We start from the raw sequence: 16,510 nt of genomic DNA on the forward strand, positions 1-16,510 counted from the left end.
GTGGTTTACCCTAGTTGAAGTTGAAAGCTGAATGTTCTGCTGAGTAGGGCGCCACGTCATTCCCGAGGTACTGATCGGGAATCCAGTTTTTGCTCAGCTTTCTGAGGTTTTTATTTTAATTGGCAAATAGAAAAAGACAATGGATTCAGGAGAATATGCATCCTGCATTCTCTAATAAGTCACATCCATGTGACGTCCACTAAGACAACGCGGGAATGACGAAGATGTTCGGTTGCCAAATCACTTTAGTAAAGTACTCTAGTGTAAATACAAATAAAGCTAAAAGATGAATATCTTTTAGCTTTTTTTAATCAGTAACAATGATCACAGAGTTACTGATATTAAATACCATCACCATCAGTATGCAAACCACATTCACGTTGGCCAGCGCCAAAACGAGTATCTTCTTCACTCATTCCCAGTGTTAAAGGTTTGGTACTATGGACATCACCAACCGAAACATAGCCTTCATCCCAAAGTGGGTGGTAAGGCAAATTATGCTTGGTTAGATACTCATGCACGTCTTTATTAGTCCAATCAATAATTGGATGCACTTTATAACGGCCACGTAAGGTACTGACTACCGATAAACCTTCTCTATGAGCCGATTGTTGACGACGAACACCTGAAAACCAAGTGTTTGCTTTAAGGTCTGATAGGCCACGCTCAAGCGGTTCAACTTTATTACGGCGATTATACGCTTTCAGGGTATCATCACTTTGTGCCCATTCTTCACCATATTTTGCTTGCTGCCAAGCGGCACTTTCTTTCGCTTGATAAACATGTAAGTTTAACTTTAAACGTTCAGTTAACTCTTCAATAAAACGGTAAGTTTCAGGAAACAAGTGACCCGTATCAGTAATTAATACCGGAATATTGCTATCAACTTGGGTAAGTAAATGCAGCATAACAGCCGATTGAATACCAAAGCTAGATGATAAGACAAATTCACCCGGTAAGTTGTCCATTGCCCATTCTACTCGGGCAATAGGCGATTCTTTTTCAAGAGATTGATTCCAATCTGCCATCGAAGGGCTAGGAAATGGTGTCGTTAAGGGGCTATTAATGGCCCCTTCAGCAACACTTGTCGATGTATTAAGCATGATGAAAATCCCTAAAGCTGACGATAACTTGTTCAACAATACCGACGCGGATAACAAAATCACCAAAACCTTCGCCAGCAGTCCTTTCTGCCGACCAACGGGCAGTTAAGGCATCAATTTCACTCAATACGCCAGCTTCATCAACATTTTCTTTGTATAATTTTGGTACACGGGAGCCCGCAACATCGCTGCCAAGGTACATATTGTACTTACCTGGACCTTTACCAATCAATCCTATTTCAGCGAGCATGGCGCGACCACAGCCGTTTGGACAGCCAGTAACACGTAAGATAATGCTTTCATCTTTCAAGCCATTTTTAGCGAGAATATTTTCAACATCATCGACTAAACCAGGTAAATAACGTTCGGCTTCAGCCATAGCCAGTGGACACGTTGGAAAGGCCACACAAGCCATTGAGTTTTTACGTTGCTTCGAAACACCGTCATTCATTAAACCGTGCTGACGAGCCAGTTGTTCAATGGCTGCTTTATCAGCTTCAGCTACCCCGGCAACAATTAGGTTTTGGTTGGCGGTTAAACGGAAATCACCTTGATGAATTTTAGCAATTTCACGCATACCGGTTTTTAATGTCTTACCGTCTAAATCAGCTCTTAGAGAATCAAGGATGCGACCATTTTCAATAAATAAGGTTAAGTGATGTTTGCCATCAATACCGGCAACCCAACCAAAACTATCACCACGGGTGGTGAACTCGTATGGACGAGAATCGCTAAAGTTAACACCAGCACGACGTTCTACTTCGGCTTTAAAGGTATCAACACCAACTCGGTCTAAGGTGTATTTAGTTTTGGCATTCTTACGGTTAACACGATTACCCCAATCACGTTGCGTAGTAACAACCGCTTCGGCAATCGCTAAGGTGTGTTCTTTTGGGATAAAACCAAAGTCATCAGCACAACGTGGATAAGTTGCATTATCACCATGCGTCATGGCTAAACCACCACCGACAAGTACGTTAAAGCCGATTAATTCACCGTTTTCACTAATGGCAACAAAGTTTAAGTCGTTAGCATGCACATCAATATCATTATTCGGTGGAATAACTACGGTGGTTTTAAACTTACGCGGTAAATAGTTACTGCCTAAAATAGGCTCTACTTCTTCACCCTTTGTCGTTTCAACACGTTCTTCATCTAACCAAATTTCTGCGTAAGCACGCGTTTTTGGTAATAAATGTTCACTAAGTTTTGTAGCCCATTCGTACGCTTCTTGATGCAATTCAGACTCAACAGGGTTAGAAGTACAAAGTACGTTACGGTTAACATCACCGGCAGTAGCAATTGAATCAAGGCCAATACTGTTCAGGGTTTGATGCATTAACTTAATGTTTGGCTTTAATACCCCGTGAAACTGAAAGGTTTGGCGGGTTGTTAAACGGATACTGCCGTAAGAAGTATAATCATCAGCAAACTTATCAATGGCTAACCACTGCGTTGGGTTAATAATACCACCGGGTAAACGCGCTCTGAGCATAACGTTATGTAACGGTTCAAGCTTTTGCTTTTGACGTTCGGCGCGAATATCACGGTCATCTTGTTGATACATACCGTGGGTACGAATTAACTGCGAGTTATCAGCAGTGAAGCCACCGGTCATTCTATCGGCTAGATCTTCTTTAATCGTACCACGGAGGTAATCACTGTCTGCTTTCATGCGTTCGTTATCGGCTTGTTTACCTTCAACAATCAATACAGGGTTTTCAACTTTGGTGAAATTGTTGCTCATTAGTAAACATCCTTCTGGTAACGCTTATTAGATCTAAGTGATTTTAAATAATCTTCTGCTTGCTCGGCAGTTAATTTTCCGTGCTCTTGGATGATTTCGTTCAGGGTTTGGTGAACATCTTTAGCCATGCGGTTAGCATCACCACAAATATATAGGTGTGCGCCACGCTCTAACCAGGAAAATACTTCCGCTGCTTGTTCTTTTAATCTGTCTTGTACATAGATTTTCTCGGCTTGGTCACGAGAAAAGGCTACGTCCATGCGCGTTAATAAACCCGACTTTAAATAGTTCTGCCATTCAGTTTGGTATAAGAAATCTTGGGTGAAAGTTTGATCACCAAAGAACATCCAGTTGTCGCCACCAGCATCACGTGCTTCACGTTCTTGCATAAAGGCTCTAAATGGCGCAACACCAGTACCTGGACCAATCATAATAACAGCTGTGTCGTCAGATTGTGGTAAGCGAAAGTTATCATTATGTTCGACAAAAACTCGTACTTTTTGACCTTCTGCTAAACGCTCGGCTAGAAAGCCTGAGGCACCACCGGTACGAGTATCGCCATTGGCTTCATAACTTACCAAGCCAACGGTTAAATGTACTTCTTCTTCAACTTCAGCTTGCGCTGAGGCAATTGAATATAAACGCGGGGTGATTTTACGTAAAGCATCGACAAAGCCTTGTGCATCAATTTCAGCTTTTGCCAAGCTAACAACATCAATAATTTGATGCTCGCCGGCAAACTCTCGTGCCGAGTTTTTATCACTGGCAACAGTAACTAACTTACTGTCTTTAGAGGCTTGCGCCCAAAACTCAATAAATGATGGCGCTGTTTGGGTAATTTCTAATTGGCTGATTAGTGCAGCTTTAAGTGAAAACTCTTGTACTTCACCTGAAACTTTTAAGCTAACTTTTTCATCGCCAGAGAAGTTAAGCTCGGTAAGTAGCTTGCTAACAAGCTGTTCATCATTTTCAAACCAAACGCCTAAGGCATCACCGACTTGATAAGTTAAACCTGACTCACCTAAATCAATTTCAATGTGACGGACATCTTTAGCTGAGTCACGACCAGTTATTTTTTGACTTAATGAAAATTCTGCGGCCAAAGGATTTTGCTTTGAATATTGACTTGCAGCACCCGCAGTAGGTAAACCACCAATATTACTGACGGTCGCTAAAGGAGCATCGGCTTGCGTTAGTTCGTCTTTAAGTGTTTCAACAATACTTAAGGTCCAGCTTTCACTGTCACTGTCGTAATCAACATCACAATCAACACGTGGGCTAACTTGTTTGGCACCTAGTGCTTGTAAACGTTCATCAAAATCTTGACCTGTTTTACAGAAAAACTCATAGCTGCTGTCACCTAAGGCTAAAACACTGTAGCTTAGATTTGGTAATTTAGGGACTTTCTTGCCTAATAAGAATTCATGAAATTCAATGGCATCATCAGGTGGCTCGCCTTCACCATTTGTACTGGCTACAATTAATAAATGTGTTTCATTTTTTATTGCTTTAGCTTTATAGTCGGCAATGTTTTTAAGAACAACATTTATACCTGCCGCTTTAGCACTTTTTTCTAGCTGACCAGCAACACCTTTAGCATTACCTGTTTGTGAGGCATATAAAATAGTTAAGGTTTTGGCAACGACTGCAGCAGCAACGGGAGCTGGTGCTAGTTGAGCATATTGACCTTGCTCGCTTCTCGCCGCTAAATAACCACTTGCCCAAGCAAGTTGTAGTGATGAGTAATCAGCAACGCTTTGTTGTAGTGAGGCCAGTTGATTAGCATCTAAGGCACTACTATTGTTTGCTGAATTTGATGTATTTTGATTTAATAAGCGCTGCTCTGGCAACATAACTATTTTCACCCATGACAATTGAAGGATGAAGAATAGACAAATTAGAGTAAGATCAAAAGGAATAGATAGCGATTTTTTATTCCAAAATGGAATATAGACTGTGTATCTGAAACACTTGAAAGTTTTGCTGCTATTAACTGGCAGAATAATAGAGGCGTAATGAAAGTACTTTTAAATATCCGCTGGCGAAAAACACTTGCTTACAGCCTTGCTCTAATCTTTTTATCTTTGCTGACGGCTGGTGTTAGTGTCGCTGCTGATAAAAATTCCACAAATATTTATACTTATAAATCTTCTTCAGGGGTAACGTCTTTCTCTGATATTGAACCCCTTGATGTTGACTTTAGTCGTTATCGCTTCGATTGCTATGCTTGTAAAGTCGACTCCTTAATTGATTGGCGTCAGGCCAAATTATATTTACAGCCTTATAAAAGTGATATTAATCAAGCGGCATTTAAGCATGGTATTGATCCTGCTTTTGTCCGTGCTGTTATTCATGCCGAGTCTCATTTTAATCCTAGGGCCGTGTCTAAGCAGGGCGCCCAAGGTTTAATGCAGTTGATGCCGGCGACGGCTAGAGAGCTAGGGGTGAAAAACTCCTTAAGTGCTCAGCAGAATATTAATGGCGGTGTTAAACATTTGGCACGCTTGCTGAGAAAATATAATGGTGATAATAATCTAGCAGCGGCAGCATATAATGCTGGCGAGGGTGCAGTTAAGCGGCATGGCGGCATTCCTCCATACAAAGAGACGCAAGTGTATGTTGAGCGGGTTGAGATTTTACATCAAAGGTACGGCAGATTTTCTCACGTGAGTAACTAATCGCTGTAATTAATACAACTAGCTAAACCCAGAAATGAAAAAGCCGTGGCTATTTATCATAGTCACGGCTTTTTTATATTTTTTGTACTGGTTATGTATTAGGTATTAACGGAGCTTTAAAATTGAACAACTGCACCAGCAAAAAAACCGTCATAGGTTAAATCACTGTAGAAGCCATCTAAATCATTTAACTCCATTTTCATTTTTCGGTACCCTAAAGTAACGTCAAAATCTACCGCTAGGTTATCTAAAATCGAGTAACTTACACCAATTTGCGCATCATAAACGGTTTGGTCGTCAAAGCTAATAAAGTTAGCTTCAGCGAAGACGTTTAAACCAGTAAAAGGTAAACCGATAATCGTGGAAAGGTAAGCCATTGGGATAATGCCAGAAACATCTAAGCCACTTTGCAGCATGGTAACTGGCTCAACAATGTTGATAGTTGCATCAAGATCACGCGCGGTTAAACCAAAATCAAAGGATAATAAGTCATTATCAAATACTTCATAATAAAGGGTGTAATCAACAAAACTAGCATCTAGCGTGGTATCCAGAGTTGAATTAGCTGTATATGGAACTTGGTTAAAAACAAAAGTCTCACTTAATGTTGTACCACCAACAGTATCCAGTGTTGTAGAAGCTATTTTAATATTAGGGATTAATGGAATTGGGTGTTCAAAGGCGACATAGAAACTGCCTTGATTTTGGTCATCAAAGTCAAATACTGTTTGGTTATCTAAACCTTCACCAAAACTACCACTTGCTTCATTCGCCCAAATTTGGCCACCAATATACAAGCCTAATAAGGTATCAGCTTGGGCAGTAGTAGACATTAACGCTGCAAAGCTGGCGGCTAATAAAGTTTTTTTCATGTTGTTATCCTTTGGTTAAAAGTTCATTTAAATCAATTAATGCTGCATTGGCGCGAGAAATATAATTCGCCATAACTAATGAGTGATTGGCAAGCAGACCAAAGCCACTACCGTTTAAAATCATTGGGCTCCATAATGATTCTTGGCTGGCTTCTAGCTCACGAATAATTTGTTGTAAACTAATTTTGGCATTCTTATTCTCTAACACGCTATTAAAATCAATTTCAATGGCTCTAAGTAGTTGTAGTAATGCCCAAGTTGCTCCTCTGGCTTCATAGAAAACATCATCTATTTGCCACCAACTAGTTTGAAGCTGTAAATAAGAAACACCTTGGCTTGATTGTTCAGCGCGGTTATCACCGGCTAAATCAGTGTTAACTTGTTCACGACCTACACTTAAACTTAAACGATGTGAGTAGCTGCCTAGACGTTTTTGAACTTCATCAAGATAAGAACGTAAGTTATCAGCGCGAGCGTAAAACTGTGCCTTATTGTTGCCATTACTACTGACTAATGCCGTACGGTAGGCATAAAGCTGTTCGATCGCTTTGCCATATTCAGATTCAGCGCTTGGCATTGCCCAATTTTTACTATCGATATTAAAGCGCGGTTGCGCTTCTTTTAAATGTTGATTCACTAAGGATTGCGATTGTGAACGACTGAAATCTTTACGCATGACTAAGGCCATATCACGCACCATTTCTAAAACACCAAACTCCCATGCGGGCATATTATCTAAAAACAGTGACGGCGGCATGATGTCATTTGATAAGTAACCACCCGGTTTATGTAATAGCATTTCACTGACTTTTATTAATGCAGTTGTGGTGGTGTAACCTACTACAGGAGCAACATTTTCAGCTTTGGCAGCTTGTGTTACTTCAGCATGAATATTAATGGACGCAGGTTCACTACTCCAATAAACACCAACGCCGTATAGAAGAAAAAAAATGCCGGTAAAAGCCCAGACAATGATTTTTGTAGAGATCATGGTTTTCATAGCCACTCCAAGGATGAAATTGTTGGTTATTGTACTATTTATAACGATAAACAGGTAATTGAATATTAACTTCGGTGTCATTTGAGAAGTATAATGTTAACGGAATAACATCATGTTCAGTAATTTGCTGTTTTACTGCAAAAATCATCAGGTGCAAACCTGAAGGTTGTAAAACAACGTGACTGCCAGCATCAATAGTTATGTCGTCTACTTGACGCATAGTCATCATGCCATTTGCCATACTGTGTTGGTGAATTTCAATTCGTGCAGAGATTGAACTGGTGATTTTTTGCAAGGTAGCGCTTTTATCGCCAGCATTAGTTATTGTCATATATGCTGCGGTCACACTGCTACCGGGAATACTTGCTTTAATGTATGCATTTTCAACAGTTATTACACTGGTTGCATAGACATTATTTGTCATACCGAGTAATAAAACGAAAAGCATAACAAATTTTCCATAGTGAATATTTTTCATTGTAACTATACATCCCTGCTAACAAATATTATGGTTTGACTATAACTGATACTGATCGTATTGGTAAGCCCACATAACAAAACTGGTGATAAATGAGTAACTTGATTTTAACGACAGAAAAACAAGGTGTTTTTACCATTACCTTGAATCGTATTGATAAAAAAAATGCCTTAACTAATGCTATGTATCAAGAGCTTTGCCAGCACTTTGCCTATGCAGAAAAAACAGCAAGTGTTCATTGCTTAGTCATTCAAGGTAATGAAACCTGCTTTTGTGCTGGTAATGACTTACATGATTTTATGCAGTGTTCAGCTGATGACGACTTAGCTGCCCTTGAATTTGTTAAAGTGCTGTCAGAATTTACCAAGCCTCTGGTTGCTGGTGTCGCCGGTGTAGCCGTTGGTATCGGTACTACGCTGTTATTACATTGTGACATGGTGATTGCCGCCGATAACAGTAAATTTAAATTACCCTTCACCCAACTGGGTTTATGCCCAGAAGCGGGTTCTAGTTTGTTATTAACACAAAAAGTCGGTGCAAATAAAGCCTTTGAATTAATGGTGTTAGGTAAAACCTTTAATGCAGAACAAGCATTGAGTTATGGTATTGCTAACCAAATTTGTCAGCCAGATGAACTTATTGCTCTTACCGAAGAAATTGCCCAAGCAATTGCCAATTTGCCCGTTGATGCGGTAATGACTAGCAGGCGTTTAATTCGTCAAGGTCATAAACTAGCGTTAAGCCAAGCTATCAGCGATGAGAGCCAAGAGTTTGTTCGTTTAGTTAATACCGATGAATGTAAAAACATCTTAGCTCAGTTTTTTAAATAAAGTGTGATGATTAGCTACTGTGCTATTGAACACTAAGCATATTGCTTAGTGTTTTTATCTCGACAAAGTAACCATATCACTACGGCCATTAATAAAATTGGCCAAAAAACGCCGATAGTCACCATGGCAATGCTACCAAATAGCACCAAGACAATAAAAATAAGGCTACCAAAAACACTCAAGACAATTGCTAGGGCAATCACGACTAACAACACCACCACTAAAGCTGAAACACCTATGGCCTTTAATGGCTCAATGACTTCACCATCCATCATCACATGCACATTCATTAATTCCAACATGCCAACGCCAAAAACATAGGTTAAAAAAATGGTGGCCAAAATGGCCAAAATTAAAGACTTAAAGAAGCTCATGCTTTGCTCACTTTTATAAAGATGAATGGTAACGGGTATAGATTAATAATATTTGCTGTTAGGTAGCAAAATACTTGCTACGACATAGGCAACACCAGTAACTACGGGTAACATAATTAGCGCGGCAATAGCAGCAATTCGCACTACTAAGCGTGGATAATCATAATGTTTGGCAATGCCTGCACAGACACCGGTCAATTTTTTATTTAACATGTCTTTACATAATGTTTGACGAACACTTTTTATAGTTGAATATTCTCTGTCGTATCTCATGGGAACTCCTAAGTTTTCCGGTATTACTTATACATTATTACTTTTTTACTGTAATAAAATGAAAAAGGCTGCCCCCGTAAACGAGGGACTTTAGGCTAATGTATTAACGATGCATTAACCGTTAACAACCTTTTTTTTCATTTCGGCCAATTCAGCTTCAACGCTTTCGTCTTGCTCTAATTCAGCAATTTGCGTCGATAAATCTTTGTTTTCAGTTAAATCATAAGACTCAACTTGCGCTTCAAGACGGTCAATTTTTTGCTGGTAACGTTCAAATTTTGCCATCGCTTCATCAATATTGTGAATAACGGCTTTTTCTCGTACTTTCAATCTTACTTCCGCTGACTCTTGACGCAGTAGTAACGCTTCTTGACGACGCTTAGCTTCACTTAGTTTATCTTGCAAGCGTTGGGCATCTTCTTGAATGGCGCTTAACAAGTCAGTTAATTGGCCATTTTCACCATCGAGTTGGGTTAATTCAGCTTGGCACTTATGTTTTTGTGCCAGTGCTGATTTTGCTAAGTCATCGCGAGACTTACTTAAGGCAACTTCTGCCTTGTCATGCCAGTGCGCTACGCCTTCTCGGGCCGCTTTTACTTTTCTTGCTAAGGTTTTTTGTTCAGCAATATTTTTGGCTGCGGTTGTGCGTACTTCAACTAATGTTTCTTCCATTTCGCCAATGATCAAACGAATCATTTTCTCTGGATGCTCGGCTTTGTCTAACATACTGTTTAAGTTTGCATTAATAATGTCGGTAAAACGGCTGAATAATCCCATAGTTTTTTCTCCTGCTCTTTTGATATTTAATTTTTGAAAATTAGTTGTTGTTTATAGTTTGCTAATTTAGCTTGATAGTAATTTTTAATTACTAGCCACATTACTCGCTACCTTGCTGTCTACATTGACGACGGTTGTCGTTAGTTTCACTTTTTGTGTGATTTTTTGCTCTGCTGCTAACCAAGTTGTCGCACTATTCAGTGTGAAGTTGGCAGCAAGTGCTTTAATTTCTTTATCAATTGATTGCTGTAATTGCGTATTTAGCTCAACAATCATTTTTTCTCCTTGGGCAACAACAAAGTTGCTTACGGCGCTTTCAATACTTGACGTTGGTGCTGCATTAACACGAGTGCTTACTGTTAATGCAGCCAATAAAGATCCGATAAGTACTACCGAAAGGCTTACATCTTTAATTATGTTGCTAGTATTTTTAGTCATGTTAAATGTGCTCATAATAAATTCCTTCTTGTCTAGTATCTGTTGGCTATAAAGTGGTTCTAGTTTTTGATGTTGTTATCTAACATCGTTTTGCTTGAACTTAGTATTACAAGTGCTGTGCCAAAGATTACAAATAATATAAGTACTTGATAATTATTGATAATTATTGAATGTAATACTTAAAGTAAAATTGCGGCACTAAGGAGTGATTCATATTTTAGCTAAATTGACTATGTTTTTAGTTTATTTGACCAGCTGTTGTTTTGTTAGCCAATCTGCACGTCTGTTTTTAGATAAATTAGCGCTTGTAATTAAATAGACGATCGGTCTAATATGAATAATGCAATTAAATAATGATATAAAACGTCGAGGCAGACCGGCTAAATCTGGTCGGGATAGCGCACAAACCAAAGCCGAGCTGATAAGTAGTGGTGTTGAACATTTCACCCAATTTGGTTTTGCTTCATCAGGGTTAGAGCAGATATTAAAAAAAGTATCTGTGCCTAAGGGCTCTTTCTACTATTACTTTGCCAATAAAGAAGTCTTTGGTCTGGCGGTAATTACTCATTACGATGTTTACTTCTCCCGTAAGCTTGATAGCCATTTAAACAATGATCAGCTAGTGCCAGAGCAGAGACTAATGAGCTTTGTTAACGATGCTAAAGCAAGTATCGAGAAATATAATTTTAATCGCGGCTGTTTAGTCGGCAACCTTGAGCAAGAAATTGCGCTATTACCCGATAGTCATCGTGAAAAATTGTCTACTGTGATGCAAGGTTGGCAAAGTAAGATTTCTGCTCATCTAGCAGTGCTTGATCCTGATGCGCAGCAAGAAGAATGTGATTCACTTGCCGAGTTCTTTTGGCTTGGTTGGGAAGGGGCAGTAAGTCGCTGTAAGCTGGTTAAAACTACCCAACCTATTGATCTGTTTATCCACTATTTTCTACAACTACTAAGAAAGTAATTTTTTATTAATTAATAGACAGTCGGTCTATATTGGAGGTTCTATGTTTAAATGTTTACAGGTAGATAAAGATGAACACGGTTATCGAACATCTTGCACGCAAATAGATGAAGATAACTTAAGCCAAGGCAATGTCTTAGTGAAAGTCCTATATAGCACGCTTAATTATAAAGATGCGCTAGCAATTACCGGTAAAGCCCCTGTCATTAGAAGTTTCCCTATGATTCCAGGTATTGATTTTAGTGGCATTGTTGAACACAGTGAAAGTAATGAGTTTAAGGTCGGCGATAAGGTGTTGCTTAATGGCTTTGGTGTCGGTGAAAAGCATATGGGTGGTTTAGCACAAAAAGCCAAAGTAAATAGTGACTGGTTAATTGCTTTACCCGAAAGCATCTCGCCATTGCAGGCGATGTCGATTGGTACAGCAGGTTATACCGCAATGCTGTGTATTCTAGCATTGGAAAAAAACGGTATTACGCCTAAAGATGGTAAGGTTTTGGTTACTGGCGCCACTGGTGGTGTCGGTAGCTTTGCAGTAAAACTTCTGTCACTAATGGGCTACTCGGTTGTGGCCTCAACGGGTAGCAGTGAACAACATGATTATTTAACTAATTTAGGTGCTACTGAGATAATCGATAGAGCAGAATTATCAGCACCGGGTAAACCTTTAATGAAAGAGCAGTGGGCAGCTGCTGTTGACTCTGTTGGTAGCCATACCCTGGCAAATGTTTGTGCCAGTATAAAATATGGCGGCGCTGTGGCTGCATGTGGTTTAGCACAGGGCATGGATTTACCCGCTTCTGTAGCACCCTTTATTTTAAGAGGGGTTTCATTGTTGGGTATTGATAGCGTCATGCGTCCTAGAGCAGACAGAATAGCGGCTTGGAAAAAATTAGCCGAATTGTTACCGGCAACTGAAATGCAATCAATAGCAGAGGTGATTAGCTTAGAGCAGTCTATCGAAGCAGCCAGTAAATTACTCAATGGCGATATTACCGGTCGTGTCGTGGTTGATGTAAATAGGTAGTTTCTTGATGAGGTCATGATTTTCAGTAAGGAAATTGCCGCTCAGGTAATATTAAACAAAAATTAACTTGAGCGGCATTGAATATCTAGGTAATAGCTATTACCTTATGCTTATATTATTTATTAAGATGAAACTACTATGACTCACCCCATTATCGAAGATCTTTCTAGCCGCCATACAGTAAAAAAGTATGATGCTAGCAGAAAAATTGCACCTGCCGACCTGGATATTCTATTTGAAGCCATGCGTCTTTCGGCCTCGTCTATTAATTCACAACCGTGGAAGTTTATTGTTTTAGAAAGTGATGCAGCAAAAACGCGCTTGAGCAAAACCTTCGTCAATATGCATGAGTATAATAAGAAACATGTTTTTGATAGCTCACAGGTGATTCTTTTTGCTCATAATCCTAAATATACCCGTGACGATTATGCCAAAGTGGTTGATAAGGGGATTGCCGACAAACGCACCTTACCTGAAAATCGTGAAGCAGCATTTGGCGTGTATCTGTTTGCAGAGCTTAATACAGCTGAAGATGGTGATACTAGTACTTGGACCAAAGCACAAACATACCTTGCCTTAGGTAATACCTTGCATGTGCTGGCGCGGTTGAAAATTGATTCAACACCAATGGAGGGCATTGATATTGAGCTGGTTAATAAAGAATTTAGCGAAGAGCTTGAAGGTTATCAGTGTGACGTCGCCTTAGCTATTGGCTACCATCATTCAGAAGAAGACTTCAATGCCAAGTTACCAAAATCACGCCTTGCTCTAAGTGAGATTTTAGTTCGAATTTAAGGTGAATTTTCTGTAATAGTGAAAGTGATTGATGCAGCAAATGGATACTTGCTGCTAGATCATTGTTAATCTCAGCTAAAAATTGGTTTGATACCAATTTCATTAAATTATCGCCCACTTGTGCTAGTTAAAATACTCCAAGGTGGTGTTGCTCTCAATCACACACGCCAGCTATTGGTCAATCGAGCGCCTTGCTTTGATTTGTTTTTCCTGAACACAACAAGATCACCAACGTAATGAAACTGGTATTCAGCTGATTTTTCAGTACAATAATGATTCTTTCATTTTTCATTTTCGTGGCTATGCACTCAAACTTAAATTACTCGCTACAAAGCAGTAACAGCTTTAATATTAAGGCGAGTTGCTCGCACATATATTTTCCCAGCACACTGGCTGAATTACAGCAGTTACCTGAGTTAAACGCCGAACATTTCTATATCCTTGGTGAAGGCAGTAATACCCTCTTTGTTGAGCCACAAGCACCGATTATTATTCAGCCGAAATTTAACGGCATTAATATCCTTGAACAAGATGATCACTTTGTTGTTACTGTTGGCGCAGCAGAAAATTGGCATGAGTTAGTTTGCTTTTGCCTTGAGCAAGGTATTTATGGTTTAGAGAATTTAGCCTTAATTCCAGGTAGTGTTGGTGCGGCCCCTGTGCAGAATATTGGCGCTTATGGCGTTGAATTCGCCGATTACTGTCAAGAAGTACAATGGTATGAGTTTGCCAGTAAAACCATGCACTCACTCACTAATCAAGCGTGCGATTTTTCCTATCGCGATAGTATTTTTAAGCAAGAGCGCTATAACCAAGGCCTAATTACGCAAGTCACTTTTAAATTTCCTAAAGTATGGCAAGCAAACCTCAGCTATGCCGGCTTAGATGCCTTGACAAAAGATAGCACTGCTAAGCAGGTGATGGCGAAAGTGATCGCCTTGCGCAGTAGCAAGTTACCCGATCCTAAAGAATTACCTAATGCTGGCAGCTTTTTCAAAAACCCCGTTGTCAGTGCCGCAGACTTTGTCCAGTTACAACAGCAATACCCAAATATGCCACATTACCCACAGCCAAACTCTCAGGTAAAACTGGCCGCGGGTTGGTTAATAGATCAAGCTGGCTTAAAAGGTTTTCGCCATCACCATGTTGGTGTTCATCAGCAGCAAGCCTTGGTATTAGTCAATTATGGTAGTGAACTTGGCGGTGATATTGTTAGCTTAGCGAAATATATCCAACGTAAAGTAGCGGATAAATTTTCAATATCGCTAATACCAGAAGTGCGGATGATCACCGAACAAGGCGAAAGATCATTTTCATCATTGAGTGATGTTAACCCTATTGCTAATAGCGTTAACAGTCACAGCTCTAACGGAAGTAACAATGACTAAAACAGTAAAAGAACATTTGATCAAGTCATTAGCTGCTGGGAAATTTGTTTCTGGGCAATTACTTGGTGAGCAATTAGGCATTAGCCGAACGGCTATTGCCAAGCATATTAAAGTGTTAACGGAGATTGGTCTAGATATCTACAGTGTCACTGGCAAAGGCTATAAGTTAGCGCAGCCGCTTTATTTACTTGATAAAGAAAGAATAATCAGTTTATTGGTCATTGAGGCGAGCAAGCAGATTGACAAGCCAATCGACTTGCCACTGGTTGAAGTACATAGTTTAATTGACTCGACCAATGATTACTTAATGAGACGCTTGCCCAATCAATTATCGCCAGGACAGGTATGTTTAGCTGAATATCAGAGTGCTGGTCGTGGTCGTCGTGGTCGTCAGTGGATTTCTCCTTTTGGCTCACAAATCTACTTGTCTATGTACTGGTACTTAGAGCAAGGTTTATCAGCCGCTATGGGACTCAGTTTAGTGACGGCATTAGCGGTCAGTGACGCGGTAAAAGTCCATAGTAATGTGCAAGTTCAGTTGAAGTGGCCCAATGATATTTATCTTGATGGGGTAAAACTCGCGGGTATTTTAATTGATCTTGAAGGCCAAGCGTTGGAGCCTAGCCACAGTGTTATCGGTGTAGGCTTAAACCTACATATGCCAGAAGCCGCAGGTAAACTAATTGAACAAAAATGGACAGATTTACAATCACACAGCCAGGTCAAAATTGATAGAAACGCCTTGAGTGCTCAACTTATCACTTGTTTACGCCAGCGCTTGTATCAATATCAGCAAACTGGTTTAGCGCCTATGTTAGATGAATGGCATGCGTTAGATGCTTTTCTAAATAAGCGGGTCAAATTAATTACCGGCGAGCGCACTACACATGGCATATGTCGCGGTGTGAATAATCAAGGTGCTTTATTATTAGAGATTAATGGCCAAGTGAAACCAGTATACGGCGGTGAAGTGAGCCTGAGGATAGATGAATGATAATATTAATTGATATTGGTAATAGCCGAACCAAATATGCTCAGCTGAGGGAAGGACAATTATCAGTTACTACGCAACTTAATAATCAAGACTTTACCGTAGCCTACTTTGCTGAGCACTTTAGTTATGCTAGCCAAGTTGTTGTTGCCAATGTCGCTAAATCATCATTAACCACAGAACTGGCTAGTTGGTGTAGCGAGCAAAAAATTAGCTTTAAACAAGTGCATAGTGAACAGCAAAAAAATGCTTTGCTATCGGCTTATCAAGAGCCAACGAGTTTGGGTATTGATCGTTGGCTGGCGTTATTAGGCACGATACACCTTTACCCGAATGAAAATGTCTTAATCATAGATGCGGGCACGGCCACTACTGTCGATTTTCTGGCCAGTAATGGTCAACACCAAGGTGGCTGGATATTAGCGGGTATCAAAGCGCTATTTAATAGTATTTTAACTCATAGCACCTTGGTTCATGCGGAAAATAAAACCCTACCTAGCTTAGCATTTGGCAGTAACACTAGCGATAATGTTAATAATGCTTGTTGGGCAGCAACCTTAGGTATGATTGAACAAGCGATTGAGCAAGCTCAAGCATTAGCTAGCATCGATCGTATTATCTTAACCGGTGGCGATGGTATGGCGTTAACAAAGTTAGTGTTAGTGCAGACCAGTGAAAAATTTATCGCCGTAGCAAACATCCAATTTATCGATAACCTTATTTTCTACGGTCTACAAGAATATTGCGAATAGTTGAGCAGTATTCTTATCGAAAA

The 16,510-nt window shown here is 39.9% G+C and carries 18 protein-coding genes; 8 read left to right on the forward strand and 10 right to left on the reverse strand.

What is annotated here, in order from left to right:
- Window positions 1-341 precede the first annotated feature (341 nt).
- From HRT50_RS07785 to HRT50_RS07795, 3 genes are all read right to left on the reverse strand, one after another.
- Window positions 342-1,028 (reverse strand): phosphoadenylyl-sulfate reductase, encoded by a 687-nt coding sequence (locus HRT50_RS07785; protein WP_291613172.1) that lies wholly within the window; start codon window positions 1,026-1,028, stop codon window positions 342-344.
- A 67-nt stretch (window positions 1,029-1,095) separates the two neighbouring features.
- A complete protein-coding gene (gene cysI, locus HRT50_RS07790; RefSeq protein WP_291613097.1) occupies window positions 1,096-2,850 on the reverse strand; it encodes an assimilatory sulfite reductase (NADPH) hemoprotein subunit in 1,755 nt (584 codons plus the stop codon).
- Window positions 2,850-4,703, reverse strand: coding sequence for an assimilatory sulfite reductase (NADPH) flavoprotein subunit (locus tag HRT50_RS07795; RefSeq protein ID WP_291613099.1), 1,854 nt, complete (start codon window positions 4,701-4,703; stop codon window positions 2,850-2,852). Before HRT50_RS07795 ends, cysI begins: the two co-directional genes overlap by 1 nt.
- A gap of 162 nt (window positions 4,704-4,865) precedes the next feature.
- On the opposite strand from HRT50_RS07795, the gene HRT50_RS07800 reads away from it, so the two are divergent.
- Window positions 4,866-5,528 (forward strand): lytic transglycosylase domain-containing protein, encoded by a 663-nt coding sequence (locus HRT50_RS07800; protein WP_291613102.1) that lies wholly within the window; start codon window positions 4,866-4,868, stop codon window positions 5,526-5,528.
- A 116-nt stretch (window positions 5,529-5,644) separates the two neighbouring features.
- Here the strand turns inward: HRT50_RS07800 and HRT50_RS07805 are convergent, their stop codons facing one another.
- Genes HRT50_RS07805 through HRT50_RS07815 form a run of 3 tightly spaced genes read right to left on the reverse strand, consistent with a single transcriptional unit; the run spans window position 5,645 to window position 7,878 of the window.
- On the reverse strand, window positions 5,645-6,400 hold the full coding sequence (locus HRT50_RS07805) for a TIGR04219 family outer membrane beta-barrel protein (protein WP_291613103.1): 756 nt from the start codon (window positions 6,398-6,400) through the stop codon (window positions 5,645-5,647).
- Window positions 6,401-6,404: 4 nt separating this feature from the next.
- The gene (locus tag HRT50_RS07810) at window positions 6,405-7,400 is read right to left on the reverse strand and encodes a DUF2333 family protein (RefSeq protein WP_291613106.1); all 996 of its coding nucleotides are present in this window, start codon (window positions 7,398-7,400) and stop codon (window positions 6,405-6,407) included.
- Between the two features lie 34 nt (window positions 7,401-7,434).
- Window positions 7,435-7,878 carry a copper chaperone PCu(A)C gene (locus HRT50_RS07815; protein ID WP_291613108.1) on the reverse strand — a complete coding sequence of 148 codons (444 nt, stop codon included), beginning with the start codon at window positions 7,876-7,878 and terminating at the stop codon, window positions 7,435-7,437.
- 92 nt (window positions 7,879-7,970) lie between these two features.
- Between HRT50_RS07815 and HRT50_RS07820 the strand changes: the two genes are divergently transcribed.
- Window positions 7,971-8,708 carry an enoyl-CoA hydratase-related protein gene (locus tag HRT50_RS07820; protein ID WP_291613109.1) on the forward strand — a complete coding sequence of 246 codons (738 nt, stop codon included), beginning with the start codon at window positions 7,971-7,973 and terminating at the stop codon, window positions 8,706-8,708.
- Between the two features lie 32 nt (window positions 8,709-8,740).
- Here HRT50_RS07820 and HRT50_RS07825 read toward each other — a convergent pair whose 3' ends face one another.
- From HRT50_RS07825 to HRT50_RS07840, 4 genes are all read right to left on the reverse strand, one after another.
- On the reverse strand, window positions 8,741-9,082 hold the full coding sequence (locus HRT50_RS07825) for a hypothetical protein (protein ID WP_291613111.1): 342 nt from the start codon (window positions 9,080-9,082) through the stop codon (window positions 8,741-8,743).
- Between the two features lie 42 nt (window positions 9,083-9,124).
- The gene (locus tag HRT50_RS07830; RefSeq protein WP_291613113.1) at window positions 9,125-9,355 is read right to left on the reverse strand and encodes a PspC domain-containing protein; all 231 of its coding nucleotides are present in this window, start codon (window positions 9,353-9,355) and stop codon (window positions 9,125-9,127) included.
- A gap of 114 nt (window positions 9,356-9,469) precedes the next feature.
- Complete coding sequence (pspA, locus tag HRT50_RS07835) at window positions 9,470-10,132, reverse strand: phage shock protein PspA (RefSeq protein WP_291613115.1); 663 nt, start codon at window positions 10,130-10,132, stop codon at window positions 9,470-9,472.
- An 84-nt stretch (window positions 10,133-10,216) separates the two neighbouring features.
- A complete protein-coding gene (locus HRT50_RS07840) occupies window positions 10,217-10,585 on the reverse strand; it encodes a hypothetical protein (protein ID WP_291613117.1) in 369 nt (122 codons plus the stop codon).
- Window positions 10,586-10,910: 325 nt separating this feature from the next.
- On the opposite strand from HRT50_RS07840, the gene HRT50_RS07845 reads away from it, so the two are divergent.
- The 6 genes from HRT50_RS07845 (at window position 10,911) to HRT50_RS07870 (ending at window position 16,487) form a co-directional block, all read left to right on the forward strand.
- On the forward strand, window positions 10,911-11,534 hold the full coding sequence (locus HRT50_RS07845; RefSeq protein ID WP_291613118.1) for a TetR family transcriptional regulator C-terminal domain-containing protein: 624 nt from the start codon (window positions 10,911-10,913) through the stop codon (window positions 11,532-11,534).
- Window positions 11,535-11,577: 43 nt separating this feature from the next.
- Complete coding sequence (locus HRT50_RS07850) at window positions 11,578-12,561, forward strand: MDR family oxidoreductase (protein ID WP_291613120.1); 984 nt, start codon at window positions 11,578-11,580, stop codon at window positions 12,559-12,561.
- A 138-nt stretch (window positions 12,562-12,699) separates the two neighbouring features.
- Window positions 12,700-13,356 carry a nitroreductase family protein gene (locus HRT50_RS07855; RefSeq protein ID WP_291613122.1) on the forward strand — a complete coding sequence of 219 codons (657 nt, stop codon included), beginning with the start codon at window positions 12,700-12,702 and terminating at the stop codon, window positions 13,354-13,356.
- 272 nt (window positions 13,357-13,628) lie between these two features.
- Window positions 13,629-14,744: a UDP-N-acetylmuramate dehydrogenase gene (murB, locus tag HRT50_RS07860; RefSeq protein ID WP_291613124.1), complete on the forward strand. Its 1,116-nt coding sequence runs from the start codon at window positions 13,629-13,631 to the stop codon at window positions 14,742-14,744.
- On the forward strand, window positions 14,737-15,738 hold the full coding sequence (gene birA / locus HRT50_RS07865) for a bifunctional biotin--[acetyl-CoA-carboxylase] ligase/biotin operon repressor BirA (protein ID WP_291613126.1): 1,002 nt from the start codon (window positions 14,737-14,739) through the stop codon (window positions 15,736-15,738). Before murB ends, birA begins: the two co-directional genes overlap by 8 nt.
- Window positions 15,735-16,487, forward strand: a complete 753-nt coding sequence (locus HRT50_RS07870) for a pantothenate kinase (RefSeq protein ID WP_291613128.1) — start codon at window positions 15,735-15,737, stop codon at window positions 16,485-16,487. The genes birA and HRT50_RS07870 overlap by 4 nt, the downstream gene beginning before the upstream one ends.
- Window positions 16,488-16,510: the final 23 nt, after the last annotated feature.

The sequence above is a fragment of the Colwellia sp. genome (genome assembly GCF_013215345.1).
In the GTDB taxonomy this organism is placed as follows: domain Bacteria; phylum Pseudomonadota; class Gammaproteobacteria; order Enterobacterales; family Alteromonadaceae; genus Colwellia.